General features: G+C 72.9%; 21 protein-coding genes and 1 tRNA gene. 7 read left to right on the forward strand and 15 right to left on the reverse strand.

Features of this window, described 5'->3' with window-relative positions; translation table 11 throughout:
• Nucleotides 1-83 precede the first annotated feature (83 nt).
• Nucleotides 84-1,385 (reverse strand): cysteine--1-D-myo-inosityl 2-amino-2-deoxy-alpha-D-glucopyranoside ligase, encoded by a 1,302-nt coding sequence (gene mshC, locus L1785_RS09700; protein WP_236089057.1) that lies wholly within the window; start codon nucleotides 1,383-1,385, stop codon nucleotides 84-86.
• 20 nt (nucleotides 1,386-1,405) lie between these two features.
• Entirely contained in the window at nucleotides 1,406-2,272 is an 867-nt protein-coding gene (uppP, locus tag L1785_RS09705; RefSeq protein WP_236089058.1) for an undecaprenyl-diphosphatase UppP, read from the reverse strand.
• Between the two features lie 115 nt (nucleotides 2,273-2,387).
• On the opposite strand from uppP, the gene L1785_RS09710 reads away from it, so the two are divergent.
• On the forward strand, nucleotides 2,388-3,374 hold the full coding sequence (locus L1785_RS09710) for an aldo/keto reductase (RefSeq protein WP_236089059.1): 987 nt from the start codon (nucleotides 2,388-2,390) through the stop codon (nucleotides 3,372-3,374).
• Nucleotides 3,375-3,411: 37 nt separating this feature from the next.
• On the opposite strand, the gene L1785_RS09715 is transcribed toward L1785_RS09710, so the two are convergent.
• Nucleotides 3,412-3,726: a primosomal protein gene (locus L1785_RS09715; RefSeq protein WP_236089060.1), complete on the reverse strand. Its 315-nt coding sequence runs from the start codon at nucleotides 3,724-3,726 to the stop codon at nucleotides 3,412-3,414.
• 118 nt (nucleotides 3,727-3,844) lie between these two features.
• On the opposite strand from L1785_RS09715, the gene L1785_RS09720 reads away from it, so the two are divergent.
• Nucleotides 3,845-4,060 (forward strand): DUF5703 family protein, encoded by a 216-nt coding sequence (locus L1785_RS09720; RefSeq protein ID WP_236089061.1) that lies wholly within the window; start codon nucleotides 3,845-3,847, stop codon nucleotides 4,058-4,060.
• A 148-nt stretch (nucleotides 4,061-4,208) separates the two neighbouring features.
• On the opposite strand, the gene L1785_RS09725 is transcribed toward L1785_RS09720, so the two are convergent.
• From L1785_RS09725 to L1785_RS09745, 5 genes are all read right to left on the reverse strand, one after another.
• On the reverse strand, nucleotides 4,209-5,558 hold the full coding sequence (locus tag L1785_RS09725) for a M20/M25/M40 family metallo-hydrolase (protein ID WP_236089062.1): 1,350 nt from the start codon (nucleotides 5,556-5,558) through the stop codon (nucleotides 4,209-4,211).
• A gap of 79 nt (nucleotides 5,559-5,637) precedes the next feature.
• A complete protein-coding gene (locus L1785_RS09730) occupies nucleotides 5,638-7,728 on the reverse strand; it encodes a M3 family metallopeptidase (RefSeq protein ID WP_236089063.1) in 2,091 nt (696 codons plus the stop codon).
• 39 nt (nucleotides 7,729-7,767) lie between these two features.
• Nucleotides 7,768-9,393 (reverse strand): ABC-F family ATP-binding cassette domain-containing protein, encoded by a 1,626-nt coding sequence (locus tag L1785_RS09735; protein WP_236089064.1) that lies wholly within the window; start codon nucleotides 9,391-9,393, stop codon nucleotides 7,768-7,770.
• A gap of 264 nt (nucleotides 9,394-9,657) precedes the next feature.
• Nucleotides 9,658-10,827 (reverse strand): GTPase family protein, encoded by a 1,170-nt coding sequence (locus L1785_RS09740; RefSeq protein WP_236089065.1) that lies wholly within the window; start codon nucleotides 10,825-10,827, stop codon nucleotides 9,658-9,660.
• 47 nt (nucleotides 10,828-10,874) lie between these two features.
• Entirely contained in the window at nucleotides 10,875-12,314 is a 1,440-nt protein-coding gene (locus L1785_RS09745; RefSeq protein WP_236089066.1) for an FAD-dependent monooxygenase, read from the reverse strand.
• Nucleotides 12,315-12,415: 101 nt separating this feature from the next.
• Here L1785_RS09745 and L1785_RS09750 point away from each other — a divergent pair, with 101 nt between their 5' ends.
• Nucleotides 12,416-13,018: a TetR/AcrR family transcriptional regulator gene (locus L1785_RS09750; protein ID WP_236089067.1), complete on the forward strand. Its 603-nt coding sequence runs from the start codon at nucleotides 12,416-12,418 to the stop codon at nucleotides 13,016-13,018.
• A gap of 2 nt (nucleotides 13,019-13,020) precedes the next feature.
• Here L1785_RS09750 and L1785_RS09755 read toward each other — a convergent pair whose 3' ends face one another.
• The 3 genes from L1785_RS09755 to L1785_RS09765 form a co-directional block, all read right to left on the reverse strand.
• Nucleotides 13,021-13,401 carry a DUF2255 family protein gene (locus tag L1785_RS09755; protein ID WP_236089068.1) on the reverse strand — a complete coding sequence of 127 codons (381 nt, stop codon included), beginning with the start codon at nucleotides 13,399-13,401 and terminating at the stop codon, nucleotides 13,021-13,023.
• A gap of 152 nt (nucleotides 13,402-13,553) precedes the next feature.
• Nucleotides 13,554-14,168: a GNAT family N-acetyltransferase gene (locus tag L1785_RS09760; RefSeq protein ID WP_236089069.1), complete on the reverse strand. Its 615-nt coding sequence runs from the start codon at nucleotides 14,166-14,168 to the stop codon at nucleotides 13,554-13,556.
• 122 nt (nucleotides 14,169-14,290) lie between these two features.
• The gene (locus tag L1785_RS09765; protein ID WP_372461855.1) at nucleotides 14,291-15,430 is read right to left on the reverse strand and encodes an AI-2E family transporter; all 1,140 of its coding nucleotides are present in this window, start codon (nucleotides 15,428-15,430) and stop codon (nucleotides 14,291-14,293) included.
• A gap of 310 nt (nucleotides 15,431-15,740) precedes the next feature.
• Here L1785_RS09765 and L1785_RS09770 point away from each other — a divergent pair.
• Nucleotides 15,741-15,824: transfer RNA gene (locus L1785_RS09770), tRNA-Leu, on the forward strand.
• On the opposite strand, the gene L1785_RS09775 is transcribed toward L1785_RS09770, so the two are convergent.
• The 3 genes from L1785_RS09775 to L1785_RS09785 all read right to left on the reverse strand — a co-directional run bounded on the left by L1785_RS09775 (nucleotide 15,806) and on the right by L1785_RS09785 (nucleotide 18,350).
• Nucleotides 15,806-17,503 carry a recombinase family protein gene (locus L1785_RS09775; protein ID WP_236089070.1) on the reverse strand — a complete coding sequence of 566 codons (1,698 nt, stop codon included), beginning with the start codon at nucleotides 17,501-17,503 and terminating at the stop codon, nucleotides 15,806-15,808. The genes L1785_RS09770 and L1785_RS09775 overlap by 19 nt on opposite strands.
• A 6-nt stretch (nucleotides 17,504-17,509) precedes the next feature.
• On the reverse strand, nucleotides 17,510-17,734 hold the full coding sequence (locus L1785_RS09780; protein WP_236089071.1) for a hypothetical protein: 225 nt from the start codon (nucleotides 17,732-17,734) through the stop codon (nucleotides 17,510-17,512).
• An 88-nt stretch (nucleotides 17,735-17,822) separates the two neighbouring features.
• Nucleotides 17,823-18,350 (reverse strand): helix-turn-helix domain-containing protein, encoded by a 528-nt coding sequence (locus L1785_RS09785; RefSeq protein ID WP_236089072.1) that lies wholly within the window; start codon nucleotides 18,348-18,350, stop codon nucleotides 17,823-17,825.
• Nucleotides 18,351-18,556: 206 nt separating this feature from the next.
• Here L1785_RS09785 and L1785_RS09790 point away from each other — a divergent pair, with 206 nt between their 5' ends.
• Genes L1785_RS09790 through L1785_RS09800 form a run of 3 tightly spaced genes read left to right on the forward strand, consistent with a single transcriptional unit; the run spans nucleotide 18,557 to nucleotide 20,024 of the window.
• Nucleotides 18,557-19,342, forward strand: coding sequence for a hypothetical protein (locus tag L1785_RS09790; protein WP_236089073.1), 786 nt, complete (start codon nucleotides 18,557-18,559; stop codon nucleotides 19,340-19,342).
• A 53-nt stretch (nucleotides 19,343-19,395) separates the two neighbouring features.
• A complete protein-coding gene (locus L1785_RS09795; RefSeq protein ID WP_236089074.1) occupies nucleotides 19,396-19,617 on the forward strand; it encodes a hypothetical protein in 222 nt (73 codons plus the stop codon).
• Nucleotides 19,614-20,024: a type II toxin-antitoxin system VapC family toxin gene (locus L1785_RS09800; protein WP_236089075.1), complete on the forward strand. Its 411-nt coding sequence runs from the start codon at nucleotides 19,614-19,616 to the stop codon at nucleotides 20,022-20,024. The genes L1785_RS09795 and L1785_RS09800 overlap by 4 nt, the downstream gene beginning before the upstream one ends.
• Before the next feature lie 57 nt (nucleotides 20,025-20,081).
• Here L1785_RS09800 and mobF read toward each other — a convergent pair whose 3' ends face one another.
• Nucleotides 20,082-24,041, reverse strand: a complete 3,960-nt coding sequence (gene mobF / locus L1785_RS09805; RefSeq protein ID WP_236089076.1) for a MobF family relaxase — start codon at nucleotides 24,039-24,041, stop codon at nucleotides 20,082-20,084.
• Nucleotides 24,042-24,141: the final 100 nt, after the last annotated feature.

Here is a 24,141-nt window from a genome sequence, read left to right on the forward strand (position 1 = left end):
GGTGGAGCCGCCGGCCCCCCGCCCCCCCCGGGTGGGGTGTCTCCCGGCGGGCGGCCCCCCCCACCTCGCCGTGGATGGTCTCGTCAGAGCCGCACGCCCAGGATCGCGTTGACCGCCCGGGAGAGCACGCCCGGCGCGCCCTCCTCGTCGGCGGAGGTGTCCCGGTCCGGGTCGAGCGCGAGGTCGGCCCACGCGTCCACGGCCGCGAGCGCGGCGGGCGCGTCGAGATCCTGGGCGACGGCCGCCCGGACGGCGGCGAGCGTCGCCGTCGCGTCCGGTCCCCCGTTGCCCGACACCGCCGCGCGCCACCGCTCGAGGCGGGCGACCCCGCCGGCGAGGTCCGCATCGGTCCACTCCCACTCGGCGCGGTAGTGGTGGGCCAGCAGCGCGAGGCGGATCGCCATGGGGTCTGCGCCCGCGGCGCGCAGCACGGAGACGAGCACCAGGTTGCCGAGGGACTTGCTCATCTTCTCGCCCTGGTACGCGATGAGGCCGGCGTGGACGTGCACGCGCGCCCCGACGGGGCCGGGCAGCCCGGCACCGGACGCCAGCACCCGCAGGTGCGAGGTCGACATCTCGTGGTGCGGGAAGAGCAGGTCCGCGCCGCCGCCCTGCGCGTCGAAGGCGTCGCCGAGCCCGTCGCGCGAGATCACCGAACACTCGATGTGCCAGCCCGGTCGGCCGGTCCCGAGGGTGCCGCCGTCCCAGGCGGGCTCCCCCGGGCGCTCGCGGCGCCACAGCAGGGGGTCGAGGGGGTCCTTCTTGCCCTCGCGGTCCGGGTCGCCGCCGCGCTCGGCGGACAGGGCGAGCATCCGCTCGCGGTCCAGGCCGGACACCGCGCCGAAGGACGGGTCGGCAGAGAGGTCGGCGTACACGTCGCCGAGACCGGCGTCGTCGCCGCCGGCCCCGGGCTCGAGCGGCACGCGGTACGCGGTGCCCGCTGCGACCATCGCCTCGACGGCGGCGACGACGGCGGGCACGGACTCGACCACCCCCGTGTACGACGCCGGGGGGACGACCCCGAGCGCCGTCATGTCCTCCGCGAAGAGCGCGATCTGGTGATCGGCCAGCTTCCGCCAGTCGACGCCGGTGGCAGCGGCCCGCTCCAGGAGCGGGTCGTCCACGTCGGTGACGTTCGACGCGTACGTGACGTCCTTGCCGGCGTCGAGCCAGGCCCGGACCAGCAGGTCGAACGCCACGTAGGTGTTCGCGTGGCCGATGTGGGTCGCGTCGTAGGGCGTGATGCCGCACGCGTACAGGCGGGCGGTGGCGCCGGGCGCCGCCTCGACGAGCCTGCCGGTGGTGCTGTCGTGCACCAGGACGGGGGCGGCTTCTCCGGCGGGGCCGGGGAGCTCGGGGATCTGAGGCGCGGGCCAGCTGTGCACGCGCCAACCCTAACCCGTCGTCAGACCCCGCCTTCAGCGTCCAGCACGCCTGTGAGCAGCAGCACGACCACCACGGCGGCCAGCCCGAAGCGGTAGTAGACGAACGGCCGGTACGAGTAGTTCGAGACGATCTTGAGGAACCCGATGATCAGGATGTACCCGACGACGAAAGCGATGAGCGTCGCCGTGATCGTGGCGCCCCAGCCGGGCGCACCCGCGGGGATCGGCGCACCGATCGTCTTGAAGAGCTGGTAGAACCCCGAGCCGAGCACGGCCGGCAGCGCGAGCAGGAACGAGTAGTCCGCGGCCGCGGACCGGGTGAATCCCATGGTGAGTCCGGCGGTGATCGTGCCGCCCGAGCGGGAGACGCCGGGGACCAGGGCGAGCGCCTGCGCGAGGCCGAAGCCGATCGCGCTGCGTGGCGCCAGCTCGGTCAGCGAGCGCCGGTGCGCGCCGTACAGGTCCGCGAGGAGCAGCAGGACCGCGAACACGACGAGCATCGTCACGGTGATCCAGAGGTTGCGCAGCGACGTCTCGATGGCGTCCTCGAACGCCAGGCCCAGCACCACGATGGGGATCGAGCCGAGCACGATGTACCAGGCCATCGCGGCGTCCGGGTCGCCCTGGCCGAGGCGTGCGCGCAGGTCACGGCCGTGCGCGCCACTCAGGGCGCGCCACCAGGCGACGGCGATCGTCGCGAGCTTGCGGCGGTAGTACAGCAGCACGGCGGACTCGGTGCCGAGCTGGGTGATCGCGGTGAACGCAGCCCCGGGGTCGTCCGAGCCGATCAGCTCGCCCACGATGCGCAGGTGCGCGCTCGAGGAGATCGGGAGGAACTCGGTCAGGCCCTGGACCAGGCCCAGAAGGATGGCTTCCCACGCAGTCACGGTCGGTCACGTTACCGCACCGGCCATGCACGGTGCGGCACGTCACAGAGGCACAGGGGCGCGCCAGGGCGCGCGTTCCGGGCCGATCGGGCGGCGCGCCGGTACCCTGCGAGACATGGAGCGACGTCGGGTGGGCAGGTCAGGCCTGCGTGTCTCGGAGCTCGGGCTGGGTTCCATGACGTGGGGCAGGGACACGGACGAGCTGGACGCCGCCGAGCAGGTGCGGGACTTCCTCGACGCGGGCGGCACGCTCCTCGACACCGCCGCGTCCTACGCCGACGGCGACGCGGAGCGCGTGATCGGCTCGCTGCTCGCGGGCAAGGTGGACCGGTCCGACGTCGTCCTGGTCACCAAGGCGGGCATCCGCACCGATGACCGGCCTGGCGCCGCGGCGCGGCCGGGCGCCAAGGTCGTGGACGCGTCCCGGGCCGGTCTGATCGACTCCCTCGACGCGTCGCTGGAGCGCCTCGGCACCGACCACGTGGACCTGTTCCTCGTCGCGTGCCCGGACCCCAACACGACCCTCGAGGAGACATGCTCGGCGCTGCGGCTGGCCGTCACGTCCGGCCGCGCCCGCTACGTCGGGCTGAGCAACCACCCGGGCTGGGCGGCGGCGCGCGCCGCGACGCTGCTGGAGGGCGACGTGGGCCTCGCGGCCCTGGAGCTCGAGTACTCGCTCCTGGAGCGCGGCGTCGAGCGGGACGTGATGCCCGCCGCGGACGCGCTCGGCATGGGCCTTCTCGCGTGGTCGCCGCTGGGCCGCGGGGTCCTCACCGGCAAGTACAGGCGGGGCCTGCCGGCAGACTCCCGGGGCGCGTCGCCGCACCTCGCCGCCTTCGTGCAGCCGTACCTCGACGGGCCGTCCTCGGCGATCGTGGAGGCGGTCGCGACGGCCGCCGACGGCCTGGGCCGCGCTCCGCTCGAGGTGGCGCTCGCGTGGCTCCTGGCGCGGGAGACCGTCGCCTCGGCGATCGTCGGCGCGCGCACGCCCGCGCAGCTGCGCACCTCGCTGGCCGCCCTCGACATCGCGTTGCCCTACGAGGTCCATGCCGCGCTCGACGACGTCTCCGCCCCCGAGCTCGGCTACCCCGAGCGCTGGTGACCCGGCGCCGCGTCCGCCCGGTCCTGTCGGCCGCCGGTCAGCGGATCCGGTCGACCACGTCCACGTCGGCGAGGTCGTCGTCGAACTCGACGTCCTCCTCCAGGTCGGCCTCCTCGAGCTCCTCGTCTTCCTCGTCCTCGTCCTCGTCCAGATCCTCGGCAAGGTAGAACGGCGTCACCTCGCCGAACACCTGGGCCAGCGCGTCCTCGTACACCTCGTAGGCATCAGCAAGGACGTCGTAGGCGTCGTCGACGGCGGGGTCGTCGTCACTCCTGCGAGTGGCGACCGCGTGGTAGTGAGCCTCGAGAGCAGCAACGAGGCGGTCGAGCGCGGCACGCGGATCAACGGTCATGCCTTGAAGGTAGCGCGCCGAGGTGCACAATGGCAGTCGCAAAAACTGCTGAGACCGGTCGGTGACCTGTCAGGTGATGTGTGGTGACGGGTAGTGACGCGAGAAGGACGGTGCACCCATGGCGAACGAGAGCTCCGCGTGGCGCAGGCACGGCCAGTACGAGTACCGGGTCCTGAGGATCGATCGCACGACGAGCGTCCCGGACGCTCACAGGCTGCTCACCGAGGAGGCCGAGTACGGCCGGTGGGAGCTCGCACGCACGAGGCTCTACGTGGGCGGCGAGCGCAAGGTGTGGCTGCGGCGCAAGATCATCCGCGTCGCGCCGACGCTGTGACGATGCCGGGGTAGAACCGCACGAAGCTTCCCGGCGCGAGGCGACCGTCCGGCCGCTCGTTCCTCGCGGCCTCCCGCCAGGCCCATCCAGCCTCGCGACGCGAACCTTCGTGCGGTTGTACCTCGGCACGTCCTCCTTCGCGTCGTTCTCAGCAGCTGCGCAGCAGGCGGTCCAGCACGCGGGTGCCGAACTTCAGGGAGTCCACCGGCACGCGCTCGTCGACGCCGTGGAACATGCCCGCGAAGTCGAGGTGCCCGGGCAGCCGTAGCGGCGCGAACCCGTAGCCGGTGATGCCCAGCCGGGAGAGCGACTTGTTGTCGGTGCCGCCCGACAGCGTGTACGGCAGCACGGTCGCCTCCGGGTCCTCGGCGAGCACCGAGTCCACCATCGCGTCCACGAGCGCCCCGGTGAACGGCACCTCGAGCGCGACGTCCTGGTGGATGGGCTCGATGCGCACGCGCGGCCCGGCGAGCTCGCGCAGGGTCGCCATGCCGGCGTCCTCATGGCCGGGCAGGAGCCGCACGTCGATCACGGCCGACGCCGAACCAGGGATGACGTTGGCCTTGTACCCGGCGTCGAGCTGGGTCGGGTTGGAGGTGTGCCGCACGGTGGCGCCCACGAACTTGCCGGCCGGGCCGAGGGCCGCGACCAGCGCGTCGACCGAGGCCGGGTCCTGCTCGTCGAAGGGCAGGCCGGTGAGGTCGGCCACGCCGCGCAGCAGCGCGTCCACCGTGGGCGTGAGCGTGTACGGCCACTGGTGGGCGCCGATCCGCGCGACGGCGGCCGCGAGCTCGGTCACGGCGTTCTCGGCGTTCACCTGCGAGCCGTGACCGGCGCGGCCGTCCGCGACCAGGCGCAGCCAGGCGAGCCCTTTCTCCGCGGTCTGCAGCAGGTAGGCGCGGCGCCCACCCAGCTCGACGGAGAAGCCGCCCACCTCGGAGATGGCCTCGGTGGCGCCCTCGAAGAGGTCTGGCCGGTTCTGCACGGCCCAGCCCGCCCCGTACACGCCCCCCGCCTCCTCGTCCGCGAAGAAGGCCACGACGACGTCGCGCGCGGGCTTGCGTCCCTCGCGCGCCATCTGCCGCACGACCGCCAGGATCATGGCGTCCATGTCCTTCATGTCGACGGCCCCGCGGCCCCACAGCAGGCCGTCGCGCTCCTCGCCGGAGAAGGGGTCGACCGACCAGTCCGCCGCGGCGGCCGGCACGACGTCGAGGTGACCGTGCAGCACGAGGGCCGGGCGCGTGCGGTCCTCACCCTCCAGCCGCACGACGACGGAGGCTCGGCCCGGCGCCGACTCGAACAGCTCCGGCTCGAGCCCCACCTCCTGGAGCAGGCCCATGACCTGCTCGGCCGCGGCCCGCTCCCCCGGCCCCTCGTTGTCCCCGTAGTTCGAGGTGTCGAGCCGGATCAGCTCCTGGCAGATCCGGGCGACCTCCTCCTCGGCCGTGGGGGTGGCGGCGACGGCGGGGGCGGTGGGGGCATGCAGCTCGGTCATGCCCCCACCGTACCGAGAGTCACGAGCCGACCCCGTCGTCGGACGGACCCACTACCTCGGCGCTGTCCAGGGACGGGCGTCAGGCGTCCAGGCCCCGGCGGACCAGGAGCGGCGCGATGTCCGCGGCCCGGCCGCGCAGCTCCTCGAAGGACCGCAGCGGGTCCTGCGAACCGCCGCGCGCGAGGAGCTTGCGGCGGAACGCCTCGCCGTTCTCGCGGGTCAGGCCGCCGTTCTCGCGGTACCACTCGACGGTGTCGGCGTCGAGCACCTCGGACCAGATGTACGAGTAGTACCCGGCCGAGTAGCCGCCGCCGAACACGTGGTTGAAGTACGTCGTGCGGTAGCGCGGCGGAACGGGCGCGAAGTCGACGCCCGCGGCGGCGAGCGCCGCGGCCTCGAAGGGCAGCACGTCGTCCACCGACGCGGGCACCTGCTCCGGCGTGAGCTGGTGCCAGGCCTGGTCGAGGAGCGAGGCGGCGAGGTACTCGGTGGTCGCGAAGCCCTCGTTGAACTGGCGCGAGGCGAGCATGGTCTGGACCCACTCGGCAGGCATGGGCTCGCCCGTCTCGTGGTGCACCGCGAACGACCCGAGGATCGCCGGCTCCCAGGCCCACATCTCGTTGACCTGCGACGGGTACTCGACGAAGTCGCGCGGCACGTCGGTGCCGGACTGCGAGGGGTAGCGCACGTCGGACAGGAGCCCGTGCAGCGCGTGCCCGAACTCGTGGAACAGCGTGATGACCTCGTCCCACGCGAGGAGGGTGGGCTCGCCCACCGGGGGCTTGACGATGTTGAGGTTGTTGACGACGACGGGCTTCTGGCCCAGGAGCGTGTTCTGGTCGACGAGGTTGGTCATCCAGGCGCCGCCCCGCTTGGACTCGCGCGTGTACCAGTCGGCGAGGAACAGGCCGAGACCCAGGCCCGGCTCGCCCGCCGGCCCGTCGAAGACCTCGAAGACGCGCACGTCCGGGTGGTAGCCGGTCAGGTCCGCGCGCTCGGCGAACGACAGCCCGAACAGCAGGTTCGCCGCCTTGAAGACGCCGTCGTGCACGATGCGCTCGAGCTCGAGGTAGGGCCGCAGGAGGGCGTCGTCGAGGCTGTACCGCTCCTTGCGGACCGCCTCGGAGAGGAACGCCCAGTCGGAGGCGCGCAGCAAGGCGTCCGCCGCATCCTCGGTCCCGAGGGCCGCCGCCAGGTCCGTGGCCTCCTTGCGGGCGTTCGCCACGGCAGCCGGCGCGAGCCGGGCGAGCATCTCGTTCACCGCGGCCGTGGTGCCGGCCGTGGCGTCCTCGGCGATGTACGCGGCGTGGTGCTCGTAGCCCAGGAGGCGGGCGCGCTCAGCCCGCAGGCGGACGAGCTCGAGCAGGGTCTGGCGGGTGTCGTGCTCGCCGCCGTCGGCGCCTCGGGTCTCGGACGCCTGCTGGACGCGCTCGCGCACGTCTCGGCGGGCGAGGGAGGCGACGACGCCCTGGTGGGTCGGGAGCTGCATCTCGAGCAGCCAGCCCTCGAGGCCGCGCACTGCGGCGGCCGCGGCGGCGCCGGTCTTGGCGTCGTCGGCCAGGCCTTCGAGGTCGGCCTCGTCGGTGATGTGCACGCTTGCGGCGTTGGCGCCGGCGAGCAGCTTGCGGCCGAACGCGGCCTCCAGCGTGGTGATCTGCGCGTTGAGCCCACGGAGCCGCTCCTGGTCCGCGCCCGACAGCTCGATGCCCGAGCGACGGAACCGGGTGAGCAGCTTCTCCAGGAGGTGGGCCGTGTCGGCGGGTGTGCCGGCCGCGTCCTGCAGGGCGCGCGCCCGCTCGTAGAGGCGCACGTCCATGTAGATGGCGTCCTCGTGGGCGGCGAACAGCGGGGCGAGGCGCTCCTGGATGTCCTCGAGGCCCGTGGTCGAGTCCGCGGAGAGCTGGTTGTAGAAGGCGGCCCCCGCCCGGCCGAGCAGCCCACCCGACCGCTCCAGGGCCTCGAGGGTGTTCTCCACCGTCGGGGCGTCGGGATTCGTCACGATCGCCTCGACCTCGGCCCGCTGGGCGGCCATGCCCGCCAGGATCGCCGGCTCGAAGTGCTCCTCGCGGATCGCGGTGTAGTCGGGCAGCTCGTACGGGAGGGTCGAGGGTCGCACGAAGGGGTTGTCCTGGTCGAGGACGGTCTCGGTGGTCTCGCTCGTGGAGGTCATCCCCCTATCTTGGCCCGACGACGGTGTCTGTCACCGCCTTTATTGCCGCACCGGAGCGAGCGTCCCGTCGCGGTCGAGGCGCAGCTCCGCCGTCAGGCCCAGGCGGTCCAGGAACGCCCGGTCGTGGCTGACCACGAGCAGGGCGCCACGGTAGGCCGCCAGGGCGTCGACGAGCTGGTCGGTGCTCGCGACGTCGAGGTTGTTCGTCGGCTCGTCGAGCACGAGGAGCTGAGCCGGCGGGTCGGCGAGCAGCAGCCGGGCGAGCGTCACCCGGAACCGCTCGCCGCCCGACAGCGTGCCGACCGGCCGCTCCACGGCGGCCCCGCGCACGAGGAACCGGGCGAGGCGGTTGCGCAGGTCCCCCGTCGGCACCCCCGGCGCACCCTCGCGCACCGCATCGAGGACCGTCACGTCGTCCGGCAGCAGGTCGAGGCGCTGCGGCAGGTAGGCGACGCGGGGCGTGAGGAGCTGCGCCCGGGGGGCGTCGGCCGTCGGGACGCCCGGGGCCGCGACGCTCGGGGCCGCGACGCCCGCCGCGCCCCCGCCCCCGGCCCCGACCAGCCGCTCCAGCAGCGTCGTCTTGCCCGCGCCGTTGGGTCCCGTGAGGGCCACGCGCTCCGGGCCCTGGACGACGTGCTCGCGCCCGTCCGCGCCGGTCAGCACGGCCAGGCGCCGCCCGGCGGGCACGTCCGGGTCGGGCAGGTCCACGACGATGCGGTCGTCGTCGCGCACCGCACGCTCCGCGGCATCGACCGCGGAGCGCGCGGCCGCGACCTTGTCGTCGAGGAGGCCGCGGCGGGAACCCTGCGACTTCTCGGCGGAGCTGCGCCGGTCGTTGATCGCGGCCGGCACGTACTTGCGGTTCGCCCGGTCCTTGCGGGCCTGGCGCTCGCTGTGCGCGATGCGCTCCTCCATCTCGATCCGCTGGCGCTTCTCGCGCTTCAGCGTCTGCTCGGCGGTGCGCAGCGCCTGCTGCGCCGCCTCCTGCTGCGTGCCGAGCCACTCCCGGTGGGCGGAGTACGGGCCGCCGAACGTGGTCAGCGACCCGGCCCGCAGCTCGGTCGTGTCGTCCATGAGGTCCAGCAGCGTCAGGTCGTGCGACACGACGACGAGGGCGCCGCGCCAGCCACGGACCAGGTCGTACAGCCGCTCGCGGGAGTCGCCGTCGAGGTTGTTCGTCGGCTCGTCGAGCAGCGCCACGGCCGGGCCGCGCAGGCGGATGCCGGTGATCGCGGCGAGCACGGTCTCGCCGCCCGACAGCGTCCCGACGGGCCGGTCGAGACCCGTGGGCAGGCCGGTGGCGTCGAGCAGGGCGGCGGCGCGCTCCTCGACGTCCCAGTCGTCGCCGACGGCGTCGAAGTCGCCGGGGTCGGTGGATCCCGCCTCGATCGCGCGCAACGCGTCGAGCGCGGACCGGACGCCGAGCAGGTCGGCGACGGTCGCGGAGACGTCGAGCGTGAGGTGCTGCGGGAGGTAGCCGGGGGTGCCGGACACGGTCACCGTGCCCGAATCAGGCTGGAGCAGGCCCGCGACGACCCGGAGCAGGGTGGACTTTCCCGCGCCGTTGAGGCCGACGAGGCCGGTGCGGCCGCGACCGAACGCGCCGCTCACGCCGTCGAGCGCGACGGCGCCGTCCGGCCAGGCGAAGGTGACGTCGTGCAGCACGACGGAAGGGTCGGGTGCGAACAAGGAAGGACTCCCGGGGTGGCGACGGAAGCGCCGACGCACCGGTCCCCTGTCCGGGGAGCGCCCCCGAGGGGCAGGCGTCAGCGCGAGAGGGTCGGCGTACCGCCGGCGAAGCCCGTCATCGCTGTTCCTTGTCGTCGTCCCCTCACACTCGCGGCACACCCGCGGGGACGGCACCACCGTGCCATGGGGAGCGCGGGCCGCGCAACGGGATGTGCCCGACGCCGGCCGGTGCGCGCCGCACTACTTCTTGGCGCGCTTCAGGAACTCGTCCAGGAAGAGCTTGCGGACCGCCTCGCCGTCGAGCGCCTTGTCGATGCCGCCGAGCTTGCCCGTGGCCAGCCCCTCGCACACGCGGATCCACGCCTCCCCCATCGTCGTGGTGAACGTGGCGGCCACCGCCGCGCTGATCGCGCCGCCCACGACCGTGCCCGCACCGGGGATCAGCTTGAGCAGGCCCGTCACGGCGCCGCGCCCCGCGGCGGTGGCTCCCGCGGTGGCGGCGAGCGTCAGGAACGTCGCGCGGCCGACGGGGATGCCGTAGACGACGGCGATGCGCGCCATCATCGTCACCTGGATCGGCACGAGCACCGCAGCGTCCGCGAACGGGATCGGAGTGGCGCCCGCGGCCGTGGCGAGGCTCGCCGCGGCCGCGATCGCGCCCCGCGCGGCCTTGCGCTTGCGCGCCATGTCGATCTGCTGCGCGGCGTCGAGCGCGGCCGCGACGGCGGGCGGAGCGGCGAGGTACGTCGCGTCGAGGAGCTCCTGCAGGCCGTGCGCGGCCAGGCCGTCGAAGTCCTCGGCCCGCGCCATCGTGAGGAACGCCCGTCGCTCGAAGATCGGAAGGTCCCGCTCCTCGATCGCCTTGACGAACTCGAGGGTGTCGGGGCGGACCTCGTCGCCGCGCTTCGAGACCTGGGTCAGCACCAGCATCACGGGCAGGCCGGTCGCACGCAGCGCCTCGACGAACTTCGCCTCGGTGTCCTCGAACCGCCGGTCCCCGGCCCGTACGCAGTACCACGCGACGTGGATCTGCTCGCCGATCGGCTTCTTGCGCGTCGCCCTGAGGTGGTCCTCCAGGTCGTGCAGGACCGCCCGGGTGTCGACCCCGACCTCGAGGCCGCGGGTGTCGTACACACCCAGGCGCTCGTCCTCGCGGACGTGCAGCGTCGTGTGCGCCGTGACCGGCCGGCCCACGCCCGTCTCGGCGATGTCGGTCCCGAAGATCGCGTTGACCAGGGTGCTCTTGCCCACACCGGTCTTGCCGAAGATCGCCAGGTTGAAGCGTCCCACCTTCTCCCCCTCGGCCCGCCACGCCTTCTCGAAGGCTTCCTTGACCGAGTCGCCGGCCATGTCGAACGCCACGTCGTCCTCCGTCCACGGGTCGTGCCCGGACGAGGATGACAGGTCCACCCCGGTTCAGAGTCACGAAGCGGGGTGAAACGGACCGCGTGTCGCGCTCAGGCCGCCCAGGCGACGTACCCGTCGGGGCGGACCAGGAGGGCCGTCGGGTCGCCGTCGGCCCGCTGCACGACCACGGCCCCCGCCGCCCAGCCCGCCTCCCGGCTTCCGGCAGCCGGGAGGGCACCACCGCCGTCCGACGGCACGACCCGGACGAACCTGCCCTCGCGCAGCGCTTCGTAGAGGCGTGTCCCGGACGCGCCGGGCACGAGCGGGACGTCCGCGGCGCGGCGCCCGACGAGGCGGTGCGCGCCGCGCGGGCGGCGGTAGGCGAAGCCGATCCCCGTGACGATCCCCATGGCCCGGCGCCGCGCCGGCGCGACGTGGCCCGCGACCAGGCCGATTCCCGCACCGAGCGCCCGCGAGACGAGTCCTCGCGCACGGGCGGCGCGGACGAGGCCACCGCTGGTCAGCACCACGACCCGCCCGACGGGGTGGCGCTCGGCGTGGTACGAGTCGAGCAGGCTCTCGGCCTCGGCTCCCGCGACCTCTCCCCGCACCACCTCGGCGAGCTTCCACGAGAGGTTCGCCGCGTCCTGCAGGCCGGTGTTCATGCCCTGGCCGCCCGCGGGCGAGTGCACGTGGGCCGCGTCGCCCGCGACGAAGACCCGGCCGGTGCGGTACGCGGGGACCTGGCGCTCGTCGGAGTGGAAGCGGGAGGTCCAGCGGGCGTCGATCATGGCGTGGTCGGTGCCGAGCGCCTGGCGCATGATCGCCCGGACCTCCTCGAGCTCGAGCGGCGCGTCCTCGGCGACGTCGTGGCCCCAGCGCCAGCCGATCACCCGGAAGTAGCCGTCGCCGAACGGCGCGACGAAGCAGAACGCGTCGTCACGGACGCCCACGGTCAGCAGGTCGGCCGGCTCCTGGGCGAGCCGGACGTCGGCCAGGACCATCGACCTGATCACGGACCGGCCGGGGAACGGCAGGCCGACCGCCCGGCGCACCGCCGACCGGTGCCCGTCGCAGCCCACCAGGTACGCCGAGCGCAGGGTGACGGGCCCGTCGGGACCGGCCGCGTGCACCGTCACGCCGTCGCCGCCCTGCGTGAGGCCGAGCAGCTCGGTGTCGTACGCGAGGGTGACGCCCGCGGCGGTCGCACGCTCCAGGAGCGCCTGCTCGACCTCGTACTGCGGAATCACCAGCACGTGCCGGAACCGCGACGGCAGCGCGCCCAGGTCCAGCGTCACCCGGCCGAACAGGCGCAGGCCGCGCAGCGCCCGGCCCTTCGCCTCGAGGCCGTCGGCGAGGCCGCGGGCGTCGAGCTGCTCCAGCGTCCGGGCGTGCACCGCGAACGCGCGGGACAGGTTGCTGATCCGGCGCAGGCGCCTCTCGACCAGCGTCACGCGGATCCCGGCTGCGGCCAGGTCTCCCGCGAGGAGCAGCCCGGTCGGGCCCGCCCCCACGACGACGACGTCGGTCTCTCGCTCCTGGCTGCTCATCTGCGTCCCCTCTCGTGTCAACACCCGTTGGCCAACGCTTGTTGACACCGTAGGCCCGCCGCCAGATGCGTGTCAACGGTTGTTGGCCTACAGTTGTTGGCATGAGCAAGGACACCGCAGCGCCACCGCCGTCGGGCAGCCCTGCCCGGCGCTCCGACGCGACCAGGGCCGCGATCCTCGCCGCCGCTCGCGAGCGCTTCGCCGCCGACGGCTACGACCGCGCCACCGTCCGCGCCATCGCGCAGGACGCGCGGATCGACCCCGCCATGGTCATGCGGTACTTCGGCTCCAAGGAGGGGCTGTTCGCGGCGGCGGTCGCCGTCGACCTGCGCCTGCCCGACGTCGCGGACGTACCGGTCGGCTCCCTCGGGCGGGTGCTCGTCGGTCACTTCCTCGACCTGTGGGAGGACGACGAGCTGCGCGGCGTCCTGACCGCCATGCTCCGGGTCGGTGTCACCAACCCTGCGGGCGCGGCGCGGATGCAGGAGATCTTCCGCGACCAGGTCCTGCCCATCGCGCTGCGCGCCGTCCCCGACCCCGCGCAGGCGCCGGCGCGGGCTGCGCTCGTCTCGTCCCAGCTCCTGGGCCTGGCCCTGACCCGGCTCGTGCTGCGCTTCGAGCCCGCGGTCCGCCTGGGGCGCGGCGAGATCGTCGACTGGCTCGCGCCCACGGTGCAGCGGTACATCACCGCGACCGAGCCCTGACCTCAGTCCGGCCGGGGCACGAGCCGGAGCGTCGTCTCGGCAACCCTCGGTCCGAGGACGGTGCCGACGATCGCTGCCCCGTACTTGTCGTACTTCGCGTGGTAGGCGGCGTCGATCGCCGGATGTGCGTCGTCGTCGGGCACCACGAAGTCGACCTCCCGCACGACGCCGCCCGCGTGGACCCGGCCGGTACCGGACGCCTTGGCCCGGCGGAACCACGGGTTGTCCGCGCCGTACGCGGAGCGCACGTAGAGGTCGTCCCCTGCCCGCACGACCCAGATGGTCACGTAGGGGCGCAGCGACCCGTCGCGGCGGCGAGAGGCGATCCGCAGCTCGGTCGCGCCGCCGATGCGGCGCAGCTCGTCAGGGGTCCAGCCGGTCATGCTCCCCTCCGTCCTCGGCCCGACCATCGTGGCCCCCGGCGCCGTAGCAGGCACGCCGTCGGCGGACCGGCTCGAGCCTGCGAACGCGCAAGACCGTCACCAGATGGCTCAACCGGCCGCGAACGTTCCCTGGAGGCGGTCCCGCGCGGACCTCACGCCGGCAGCACGGCCTCCAACGGTGCACCCCGCGGCCAGTCCTCGTTCGGCTCGCGCGGGTCGCCGGGCAGCAGGGTGCCGTACCACGCGTCGCGCCGCACGCCGCGCTGCAGGCCGTGCCCCCGGATCGTCCCCTCCACCCGGAAGCCGACCCGCCAGGCGACGCGCCGCGACGGCCAGTTCCCGACGTATGCGAGCCACGTGGCGCGTGCGATCTCGAGTCCCTCGGGGTCGAACGCCCAGTCCAGGACGAGGCGGGCCGCCTCGGTGACCAGACCACGCCGGCGCCCGGCGGAGACCATCCAGTAGCCGATCTCGCCCGACCGTGCGCCCTCGGGGGCGTCGTCGACGTCGAGGCCGACCATCCCGAGCACCGGCCCGTCCTGATCACCCGGCTCCCGGATCGCCCAGGTGAACGACCGCTCCTTCGCCCAGCCCGGGGCGACGACGCCCTCGATGAACCCGACCGCGTCCTTGCGGGTATAGGGGCTGGGCACCGTGGTCCACGCCACGACGTCGGGATCCTGGCAGGCGGCGGTGATCGCATCGACGTCGGCCAGGGTCGGGACCGACAGGCGGACGTTCTCGTTGGCGAGGACGAAGGCTTCCATGAAGCGAGCATGCCACACGGAAAGGGCACTTCACCTGCGATTTCACCCCGACGGGCACGACACCGGCCGCGCACCCTGGCGCAGCGGCTCCCCCGTTCCAGCAGCGCTCGCTGGTTGCCAGGTCAGGGCGTGGAGGTGCCGGGCGGTGACTCCGTGGCGTAGGGCAGCGTGACCCCTGGCGTGTCCCCCTCGACCTCGATGTTGCGCAAGGTGCTGAACACCGCCCACGCGACCGCGATCAACGGGACCGCGATGACCGCACCGAGGAGGCCGCTCACGACCGTGCCTCCTGTCACGCCGAGCGCGACCACGACGGGGTGCAGCGCGACCTGCTTGCCCATGATGAGGGGCTGGAGCACGTGCCCCTCGATCTGGCCGATCCCCGCGATGCCGAGCGTGACGATGAGCGCGGTGACGACGCCTTCCGCGGCGAGGGCCACGACGGCGGCGATGATCATCGCCACAGGGGCGCCGATGATCGGGATGAACGCGCCGATGAACACGAGCACCGCGAGCGGGGCGGCGAGCGGGACGCCGAGGATCGCGAGGAAGATGCCGACGAGGATGCCGTCGGTCAGCGCGACGATGACCGTGCCCCGCGCATACCCGCTGAACGTGTACCAGCCGGCCCCGGCGGACGCCCGCCAGTGCGACCGCTGCCGCGCCGGAACCTGACCGATGAACCAGCGCCACATCGACGCGCCCGATGCCAGGAAGAACACCGTGCAGAAGATCGCGAGCGCCAGCACGGCCAGGCCCTCGGCCACCGACCCGGCGCTCTCCGCGGCGCGGCTCAGCAGCTCGTTGCTGTTCTCCTGGATCCAGCCGCGGACGTCGTCGATCCAGTCGTCGCGCGTGTCGAGGCTGATGCCGAAGGGCAGGCCCTCGATGAACACGACGATCTGGTCGACGCCGGTGTTGAACTCGCCCGCGAGCCGCTCCCACTGGCCGGCCACCGACGCGACCACATAGGTGAGCAGGCCGCCCACCAGCAGGATCCCCGAGAGGATGGCCAGGCCCGTCGCAAGGGGACGCGGCATGACCCGGCTGTAGAGGTCGACCACGGGGTTGAGCACCGCGGTGAACACCAGCGCCAGGAAGACCGCGACGAAGACGAGCTGCACCTGACTGACGCCGTAGAAGACGAGGGCCACGCCCGCCGTGAGGGCGATGAGGCGCCACGACCAGCCCGCCGAGAGGCGGAGCCAGCCAGGCACGCCGTCCGAGATGGGGGGAGGCGCGCTGAGGGACGCCACATGCACAGGGACGGCGAGCGCGTGCGGGGCCTCGTGCCCCTTCACGGGGTCCGCCTCACGCTCGTGCACGACGACGTCGCGCTCACGTTCCCTCACCGGGTCACCTCCGTCCCAGCGCCGGCCGGCAGGCCGTGCTGTGGGGCCAGTCTGCCGCAGGCTGGGGCCACTGGCAGCGTGCGTTCCGAGCGTGGTGCGGGACGGCCGTCAGGCCCCTCCGCGGATGCAGATCACACGCATATCGATTCCCGGTCGACCCGCGACCCGTGCTATGTTTCTACCCGCACCGGAACGGCGGAGACGCCGCGAAGGTCCACCTGTCCGGGTGGCGGAATGGCAGACGCGCTAGCTTGAGGTGCTAGTGCCCGTATAGGGCGTGGGGGTTCAAGTCCCCCTCCGGACACGACTATCCGAACGGCTTGCCGTGGATAGAAGCGGGCTCACTGTGTAGTGGGCCCGCTTTTCTGTTGCGTCGTAGCGGATGCGCAGGTCAAGGGCGTTGTAGAGGTCCCGGCGTTCCTCGTCGGTGGCGTGAGCCAGGGCGCCGACTGCGCCGCCGATCACGTTGAGCGCCGCAACCACCTCCTCTGCGTCGGGACGCTTGCGCGGCTTGCCGATTTCGGCGAGGCGTTCCTTGGTAGCCGCCAACTCCGCCTCCTTCGTGGCGAGTGCAGTGGCGATCGCGTCGGACGCCTTGCCGCTGGCGATGAAGCCGACGAGGTTGTCGATCTCCTGCTGGAGCCGACGGCGCCTGTCGTGGAGGGTCCGCTGCTCGGGCGACGGGCCGTCGTCCTTGAGGAGTGCGGCGGCCACCGCGCGCGGGTCGGAGAACAGGTCGGCGAGGTCAGCGTCGAGCGCTGGCAGGATGATCGCCTGGTTGAGGTTGACGGGCGGGTGCCCATCCTTGATCTCCTCCGGCAGGGCGTACCGCTTGGCGAAGTCGCACTGGTAGAGGATGCGGCCGTTGCCGTCCTTCGCCGCGGGCTTGCGGTAAGCGCCGGCGAGGCGGTGATCGCAGTGCGCGCAGTAGACGTGGCCGGCGAGCGGGTAGATGCGCTTGGCGTTCTTGGGTCGACGCTCCATGCATCGCCCAGCACCGGTCCCGGTTCCCTCGCGGGCTGTGGCCTGGTAGCGGGCGGCGACCGCCTGCCAGGTCGCGAGGTCGACCAGCGCCTCGTGGGTCTGCTGCTCGGGCACGATCCAGTCGGACTGGTCGCGCCACCGCATCCGTGTCGCGTTCCCTGCAGCGACGTCCTCGACATCGAGAAGCTGCTCGTACTTCTCCTGCTTGGCCCAGTGCCGAAACCCCGTGTAGGTGGGGTTGGTCAGGATCGTCCGGACGGTCGCGTGCGACCAACCTCGGGGGTCGCGGTGCTTGTTGCGCTCCCGGTCGTGGGCCGACGGCGACGGCGCGCCTTGATCAGTGAGGTGCTGAGCGATGCTGCGCAACCCTTCCCCTACGGCGCCCCACTCGTAGATCTTCGCGACCCACGGCGCGGTGACGGGATCAGGGACGAGCTTGTGCATCCGCTGCCCGGTGGCAGCGCGAGCCGGGTTCGGGTGCGGTCCGGCGTCGGCCAGCATGTAACCGAACGGCGGCCGACCCCCCAGGCGGCGGTCCGTGCGGGCGGCGAGCTCACGCATTGCGGCCTGGGTCCTCTTCTGGATCCGGGATCGCTCGGACTTCGACATGCCGCCGAACAGGCTCATCATCATCTCGTGAGCATCGGAGTCCGGGTCCACCTGCCCGCCGACTTCCGGCACGAACAGCGCACAGCCGTAGTGCGTCAGGACGGGAAACGTCATCGCGAACTGGTGCCCGTAGAACGCACGCTGCGGCTCGCCGACGACGATCCCGTCGAACCGACGGTTCGGGCGCTTCATCTCCTCCAGCAGCATCGCTGCCTCCGGGCGTCGCTTCCACGGGAGGGAGCGGGACTGCCCGATGTCGAAGAACTCGACGACGATCCGGTGCCCCATCGGCTCGACGAGGTCGCGGGCACGCTTGAGCTGCCACATGCGGGACGAGACAGGGTCCTGAGCGTCCTCCGTGGAGACACGGCCGAGGAAGGCGAGATCCATCGGGGTTCACGCTGCCTTTCGCGCTCGCACCGCCTGCCGCTGCTCGGCGGCGACGCGCAAGACGATGCGGGCGAAGACGACCAGAGCGTCGTGCGGCGGGCGGTAGCTGTCGGGGAGGTCGCCGACGACGGTGATCGCGTCAGCCGGTGCCTTCCAGTGTGCCACCGACTTCGCACGCACGTTCGCGTCTTGCCCGTGCGTGTTCCGGGGCATCTTCGCGTCGCTGGTCATGGTCGCCTCACCGTCCCGGTCCATGCGCGGCCCGCGTCGGGCCGCGCCCCGTACGGGCAGGAAAGGGAGGCGAATGGCCACGCGGTGATCAGCCTGCCGGTCGCCAGCCGGACTCGTCGATGAAGGCTCGGGTGACGACGGGTACCCACGCCTGGCCGACTTCGTCGTCGAGGTCGAGGTCGTCCCAGTGGGTCATGAGGAGCACGCCGTCGACGTGGCGGGCGATGTCGTGCCGGCCGCCGTGGTTGAGGAGCGCCGCGTAGACGTGGCGGCGTGCCTTCGGGTCGAAGAGCGAGAGGGAGCCCGTCCCTCGCAGACCGGGAACGCGGTCGGCGTTGATGTGGCGGAACGCTCTGCCGGGTTCGAGGCGCCAAAGCCGGTCAGGAACCCAGAAGTCTCCGCCGCCCTTCCGGGCGTGCCGGGTCCAGGCGACGGCGGGCACGATGTCCAGGCGGTGCCCTGTGACGGCCATGATCCGCTCCACGACGGCGAGCGTGGGTGACTTGATGCCGCGCTCGTATGCGGACAGGGTCGGCTGGGACGTGCCGGCGCGTACGGCGACGAGGGCCTGCGACATGCCCCGGTGGCGGCGCGCGCGAGCGAGCAGCGAGTCCATCCGACGACGATATCCGTTCGGATCTTGCGCGCCCTCAATTGCCACCGGCTTCCCGGTTTGTCCATAGCCGATCGGATCTTTTGACCATCCGTCCGTCCTGGTTTGTCCGGATATCTGCCCGGCTGTGGTGCGCCCGGCTGACAGCGGCTGCGCACCTGTCCTCCGTCCCCGCCAATGCCGCGGCGGGGTGGGATGGGGCAGGTGCCATGAGCGTCGCAGCATGCTTGGGGATCGAGAACGAGGACGTGCCGACGATGCGGCGTGCCGCCGTGCGCTGGCCGGTGTGGAGGTCGCAGGAAAGCGACCTCCCGGCCGTGGAGGGGCTGGACGGGCTGCGCGCGTGGATGGACTGCGCCTCGCCTGAGGACCAAGACCTGTGCCTGGCGACCCTGGTCCGGATCGGCATGCGGGACCAGACGGCGGTGATGGTGGTGTGCTGGCTGTTGCTTCCTGGGGCGGTCCGGCGCGCCGCCGGGCTGCGCGACGTGTCCGCGGACGTGGATGCGGTGTTCGCGGGAGAGTTGTGGTTGGCGGTCCGGGAGTTCGACTGGCGCCGCCCGCGAAAGGTCGCGGCGGCGATCCTGTCCACGGCACGACGGGCAGCGATGGCAGACCTCGGCATCGGCGAACCGGCCCGGCGGCGGGACCGTACCTGGGCTGCGACGGTCCCCGTCGAGGCACTTCCCGAGCCACCGCACCTGCCGACCCGCAACGACGCCCTGGCCGCCGCCGCGGAGCTCCGCGAAGTCCTGGACGACGCCCAGGCAGGCGGCGTCATCGACCACGACGAACGCCGGCTCCTGACCGACCTTGGGCTCACGGCCAACCTGCTCGACGCTCCCGCGCGGCGCGGGCGCGGCGGCCTGACTACCCCTGCCGTCGCAGACGTCGTCGCGGCGCGGCGCAGGTGCTCCGCACGGACCGTCCGCCGCCAGGCGAGCGAGACGATCGACCGCATCGCCGAGCACGCCCGGCGAGACTCCACGGCCTGACAACGTGCGGTGGACATGGCCTGACGGCAGGCTCGGCGCCTAGACTTGGCGGCATGACGGTCAGGGATGAGGCGCACCGGCTCCTGGACGAGGTTCCCGAGGAGCGGCTTGCTGACGCCGTCGACCTGCTGCAGAAGCTGTGGGCGGACGCTACCAAGCCGCAGCCGTCGCGTCGCCGGTTCCGCACGACTGCCGCGTTCGATGATGAGCCGGACCTGGGTGCGCGGGCCAAGGAGATCGTCCGCGAGGGCTGGGACGGTCGGCGTACGGCGTGATCGTCGTCGACACCGGCCCGATCGTCGCAGCAGCGAATCGCAGGGATGACCACCATCGGGCGTGCGTCGAGCTGCTCGAGACTCACCCCGGGCCGCTGCTCCTGCCTTCTCCCCTCATCGCCGAGATCGGTTACATGCTGGCGTCCCGCGCGGGTGCGGCGGCCGAGGCCGGGTTCCTTCGCGACGTCGCTGACGGCGTGTATGAGGTGGTGTCGGTGAACGACACGGACGCGCGCCGAGCTGCCGACCTCGTGGAGCGGTACGCGAACCTTCCCCTGGGCACGGCGGACGCGTTCGTCGTGGCGGTCGCCGAGAGGTTTGGCGTGCGGCAGGTCGCCACGATCGACCGCAAGCACTTCGAGATCGTCCGTCCTGCTCACGTCCCGGCATTCACTCTGCTGCCGTAGCGGCGGGCGGCTCCGGCCATGGCGGTTCGCGCCCGGCGGAGGGAACCGCCGGGTGTTTCACAGGCTAGGCCCGTGGGACATGTCGCGGGACCGGCGACGGTGGTCCGACGGGGCGGCCTGCTGTCGTTCGGCGAGTCGCCGCTGCTCGACCTGGCGACGGGTGTGCTGCTCCAGGCTGGTGAGGCGTGCGTCGAGGGCAGCCGTGGGGTGGTCGTCGGGCAGCGGCCCGCGTGCCAGGGCGTGCTCGACGGCGGCTACCGGGTTAATGCCGGTGGCGTGGAGGTCGGCGAGGTGTTCGGCCAACTTCGCAGTGTGGTCGTCGTGGTGTCCCGTGGCGGCGACGGCCAGGCGGATCCACGGGCGTCCTGCGGAAGTGGGTTGCCAGGAGGCGACGGCGCGGTCCAGGTGCCGCTGGTAGGCGTGTAGCGGCGGGCTGGTCTGGGCGGGTCCGGTGGGTCGGCGGTCGTGGTCTGGGACCCCCATGGCCGCGCGCCAGACCGCCAGAACGGTCGCGAGGTCGTCGGGCAGCACGACGGCGTCGGCCCAACGGGGCCGCTCGTCGACGTCGGCGAGGCGCGCCTGGGCGTCGCGGATGACGGTGGTGGCGTGCTCGTTCACTGCTGTGGCACGGGCGGACAGGTACTTGCCCCAGACGTCGTCGTCGACCAGGCGCTGCGGGACGGCGGGCAGCCAGGGCAGCACACCTCGAGCGGTGGGGGCGAGGCGGTCGATGCGCCAGGCAAGGACGGCTGCGGGATCGTCGGCGCTGACGAGCTCACGCTCGTGGATCGCGGTGCTCAGGAGGCTGGTGGCCTCGTTGCCGTCGGCCTCGGCGAGCAGGAGCCGGGCGTGCAGGGCAGGCCAGGCCGGCTCGTCGGTCAGACCGGGTAGGAGGTGTGCGGCGTGGCGTTCGATGGCGGCGGCACGGTCCGGGCCGACGGCGTGCTCGGCCGCAGCGTGGACGGCATCCTCGTAGCGGGTCGCGGCCTGGTGCAGCCGGGTCGCTGGCGCGGTGGCGTCGAACGACGTCGTGGTCGCCGAGACTGCGGACCCGTCGCGGCCCAGGACCTCTTCCAAGGTTTCGGTCGCGGTACGGGTGGCGTCCAGGTCGAACAAGGACGGCACGTGCACGTCCCCGGCCAGCTCGGCGTCGGGGACGGCGGTGGTGATGTAGACGTGGTTCGCGTGCCGGGCGCGGGAGAGCATCGTGTAGGCGATCTGGCGGGTCTCGGTGCCGGTCAGGATGCCGTGCAGAGTGTCGCAGGTGGCGCCCTGGGCGGCGTGGACGGTCGCGGCGTACCCAAGCTGGACATGCTCACCGACGTACCCGGCCGGGAGCAGGGTGGTCAGCCCGCTGGCCTGGCGGCGGACGGTCAGCGCCCCGTCGCGGGCGACGGCGGTGACGGTCCACCGGTCGCCGTTCTTGACCCAGTCCGTGGCCGAGACGCGCAGTCGGCGGTCGTTGCGCCGGGTCAGGACCACGTCCCCCGCGTGGGCGGTGCACCCGTCCGCCAGCCACACACCCCCGCCGTCAGGCCCATCGGCGACGGCGAGCCGGTCGGCCTGGGCGCGCTGGTTGAGGTCGGTCACCAGGTCGCGGGTCGGGGCGAGCATGATCGAGTCGAGCCCGGCCGCCCGGTCGGTGGCCCAGGCGCGGTAGACGGTGTCGGCTGCGGTGGCGGGGTCGACGGGGTGGATGCGGTCGTTGTCGAGGTAGAACCCCAGGGCTGCGGGGTCCCCTTCGCGCAGCCGCAGGGACGCTTGGGCCTCGGCGGGGTCGGTGAACCGGACCGGGACGTCCAGGCGAGCCGCGTGGTGGCCTCGGGTCAGGTCGCGCAGGATGCCTCCGGCGCCGATCGCGGCCAGCTGCTGGTCGTCCCCGACCAGCCGCACCGACGCCCCGCGGTCGAGGACGTAGGCGATGACGCGGTCCAGGGTCAGGGTGTCGGCCATCCCGGCTTCGTCGATCAGGACCAGGGCTTCCGGCCCTATGGCGGCGGCCCACGACGGCGCCACCCCCGCCAGCCTCGGGTTGTCGAGCTCGTGGACGAGCTTGGCGAGCGTGTCGCACGGCATCCCTGTCGCCTCGCGCAGCTCGGCTGCGGCGGTGGCCGACGGGGCGAGGCCGATCACGTTCCCGCCAGTCCGGGCCCGGCCCCCGGCCTGGGTCCAGGCACGGGCCAGGGCCCGCATCGCGGTCGTCTTGCCCGTCCCGGCCGGGGCGAGGGCGACCTGCACCCGGGAACCGGAGGTCGCGAGCGCGGTGACCAGGCGCCTCTGACCGTCGTTCAGACCCTGGCCGTTCGCGTGGGCCTCCAGCAGGACGAGGTCCACGTCCCGCTCATCGACCCTGGCCCCGTCACGCCGTCCGGCGGAGGCGAGGATCCGCTGCTCTGCGTCCAGGACCCTCGTGGTGGTGTACCGGTCGGCGCCGGTGTGCCGGTAGACGCTGATCCCGTCCGAACGGCGCAGCACCTCCGGCTCGCTGATGTCGTCCAGGTCGGGGGTGAGGTTCACGCACCGGGACCGGGCGGCGTCGACCACCACGCGGGTCACCGCCCCCAGGTCCCCGGCCGGTAGGTTCACGCCAGTGGCGGCGGCGCGGACCTGGCGCAGCGCCTCGGCTTGCAGGTGCCAGTCCTGCCAGGCCGCTGCCCGCGCCTCGACCTCGGCCACGACACGAGCCGCAACCTCCTGCACCCATCCGGCCGTCACCTCGCCTGACCGCGCGGCCGGCGTGCGTCCGCCGGCGGCGTTGACCATCGCCTCCACACCGCCAGCCCCCAGGACGGCGTCGCCCTGGGCCCGCCAGGTGGCGCGCTGCTCGGCCAGGGAGCGGGGCTCGTGCTTGGCCTCGCGTGTCTCCAGGTTCGCCTGCTGCGCCAACCCGATCGCCTCGGTCTTGGTCGGGGGGCGCCCGTGCGTCGCCTGGAACTCGGTGGTCAGCTCACCCTGCCTGGCCAGGATGTCCGCCCGCCGGGCGGACCATGCCCGGCACAACTGCTCGTCCACGCCGATGACTTCGCGCACCGCCCGCTTCCCGGGCTCGGCGGGACGCTCGGCGAACTCCAGGCCCAGGTCGTCTGCGAGGTGCCGCTCCAGGGCCGTGTTGTAGACCTCCGAGGCGGCAACGACGTGCTCGTACAGCACGTGCCCGTAGATGGCCAGCCACTTGCCGCCGGTCGTGCGGACCTTGTTCGCCACCGCGACGTGGGTGTGCAGGTCGGGATCGCCGGCCCGCGAGTCACGGTGGGTGAACGCCGCGCCGACCAGTCCGCCCGTCTCGACCTGCCGGGCGCCGTTCGCACCCTCGCGGGTGTAGATCGCGTGCGCCTCCAGGAACGCCAGCGCCTTGGCGACGGCCTTGTCGTGGGCGGTCTCGATCCGCCGGGCCACGGGCATCGGCGCCACCGCCCACAGCGCCGAGACGGACTTGACCGGGGAGAACGTCAGGTCGAACCCGGCCACCCCCGTGCGGAACCGCGCATACCGGGCCACCGCCCCCGCCAGCTCCCGCGCATCCCTCGGAGATCGGCCGTGGTCGGCGGCGAAGAACTCCGCGGCGACCTGCGACCGGATTCGCGACACCGTCGCCCGGTCCACCGCCGCCTTCGCCGGCAGACCTGCCGCGCGGTTCGCTTCCTCCATCCGCTGGACGATCTGCTCGGCGAACTCCTTGGCGCGGTCGTTTGAGAACGTCCGGAACGCAGCCCCCAGCCTCAGCGGGTTCTCGTCGGTGGACAGCGGGTGTAGACCGTCGCCGAACAGGTTCGCCATCTGCTCGGCCGTGACGACGTCGCCCGGTTCGAGGCCGTCCAGGTCCCCCAGGCCAGATCCCACCCACCGGCCCGGGGCCTCGCCCTTGGCCGCGTAGTAGTCCGCGAGCGGCATGTCGAGGTCCGTGGCATCAGCAGCGGCGACCTGCCGGGTCAGGTAGTCGTACCCCGACCCGGCAGAAAGCTTGTGGATGCTCATCGTCACGCCCCACACGGGCACGGCGGGCGCTCGGGTGGCCACGATGGAAGAGGTGTGTGGTGGAGGTGATGGGTGGGCTGGGTGGGATGTGATGATGAGGTGGAATGGACGAATTGGGTGGATTAGGTGGGTTGTAGTGATG

The sequence above is a fragment of the Antribacter soli genome (genome assembly GCF_021568775.1).
GTDB classification, from domain to species: domain Bacteria; phylum Actinomycetota; class Actinomycetes; order Actinomycetales; family Cellulomonadaceae; genus Antribacter; species Antribacter soli.

Bases quoted from the DNA above. Each gene is read 5' to 3' on its own strand.
- L1785_RS09710 (WP_236089059.1), top strand. From the start codon at position 2,388: ATGGAGCGACGTCGGGTGGGCAGGTCAGGCCTGCGTGTCTCGGAGCTC.
- L1785_RS09715 (WP_236089060.1), bottom strand. From the start codon at position 3,726: ATGACCGTTGATCCGCGTGCCGCGCTCGACCGCCTCGTTGCTGCTCTC.
- L1785_RS09720 (WP_236089061.1), top strand. From the start codon at position 3,845: ATGGCGAACGAGAGCTCCGCGTGGCGCAGGCACGGCCAGTACGAGTAC.
- L1785_RS09725 (WP_236089062.1), bottom strand. From the start codon at position 5,558: ATGACCGAGCTGCATGCCCCCACCGCCCCCGCCGTCGCCGCCACCCCC.
- L1785_RS09730 (WP_236089063.1), bottom strand. From the start codon at position 7,728: ATGACCTCCACGAGCGAGACCACCGAGACCGTCCTCGACCAGGACAAC.
- L1785_RS09745 (WP_236089066.1), bottom strand. From the start codon at position 12,314: ATGAGCAGCCAGGAGCGAGAGACCGACGTCGTCGTCGTGGGGGCGGGC.
- L1785_RS09750 (WP_236089067.1), top strand. From the start codon at position 12,416: ATGAGCAAGGACACCGCAGCGCCACCGCCGTCGGGCAGCCCTGCCCGG.
- L1785_RS09755 (WP_236089068.1), bottom strand. From the start codon at position 13,401: ATGACCGGCTGGACCCCTGACGAGCTGCGCCGCATCGGCGGCGCGACC.
- L1785_RS09760 (WP_236089069.1), bottom strand. From the start codon at position 14,168: ATGGAAGCCTTCGTCCTCGCCAACGAGAACGTCCGCCTGTCGGTCCCG.
- L1785_RS09775 (WP_236089070.1), bottom strand. From the start codon at position 17,503: ATGGATCTCGCCTTCCTCGGCCGTGTCTCCACGGAGGACGCTCAGGAC.
- L1785_RS09780 (WP_236089071.1), bottom strand. From the start codon at position 17,734: ATGACCAGCGACGCGAAGATGCCCCGGAACACGCACGGGCAAGACGCG.
- L1785_RS09785 (WP_236089072.1), bottom strand. From the start codon at position 18,350: ATGGACTCGCTGCTCGCTCGCGCGCGCCGCCACCGGGGCATGTCGCAG.
- L1785_RS09790 (WP_236089073.1), top strand. From the start codon at position 18,557: ATGAGCGTCGCAGCATGCTTGGGGATCGAGAACGAGGACGTGCCGACG.
- L1785_RS09795 (WP_236089074.1), top strand. From the start codon at position 19,396: ATGACGGTCAGGGATGAGGCGCACCGGCTCCTGGACGAGGTTCCCGAG.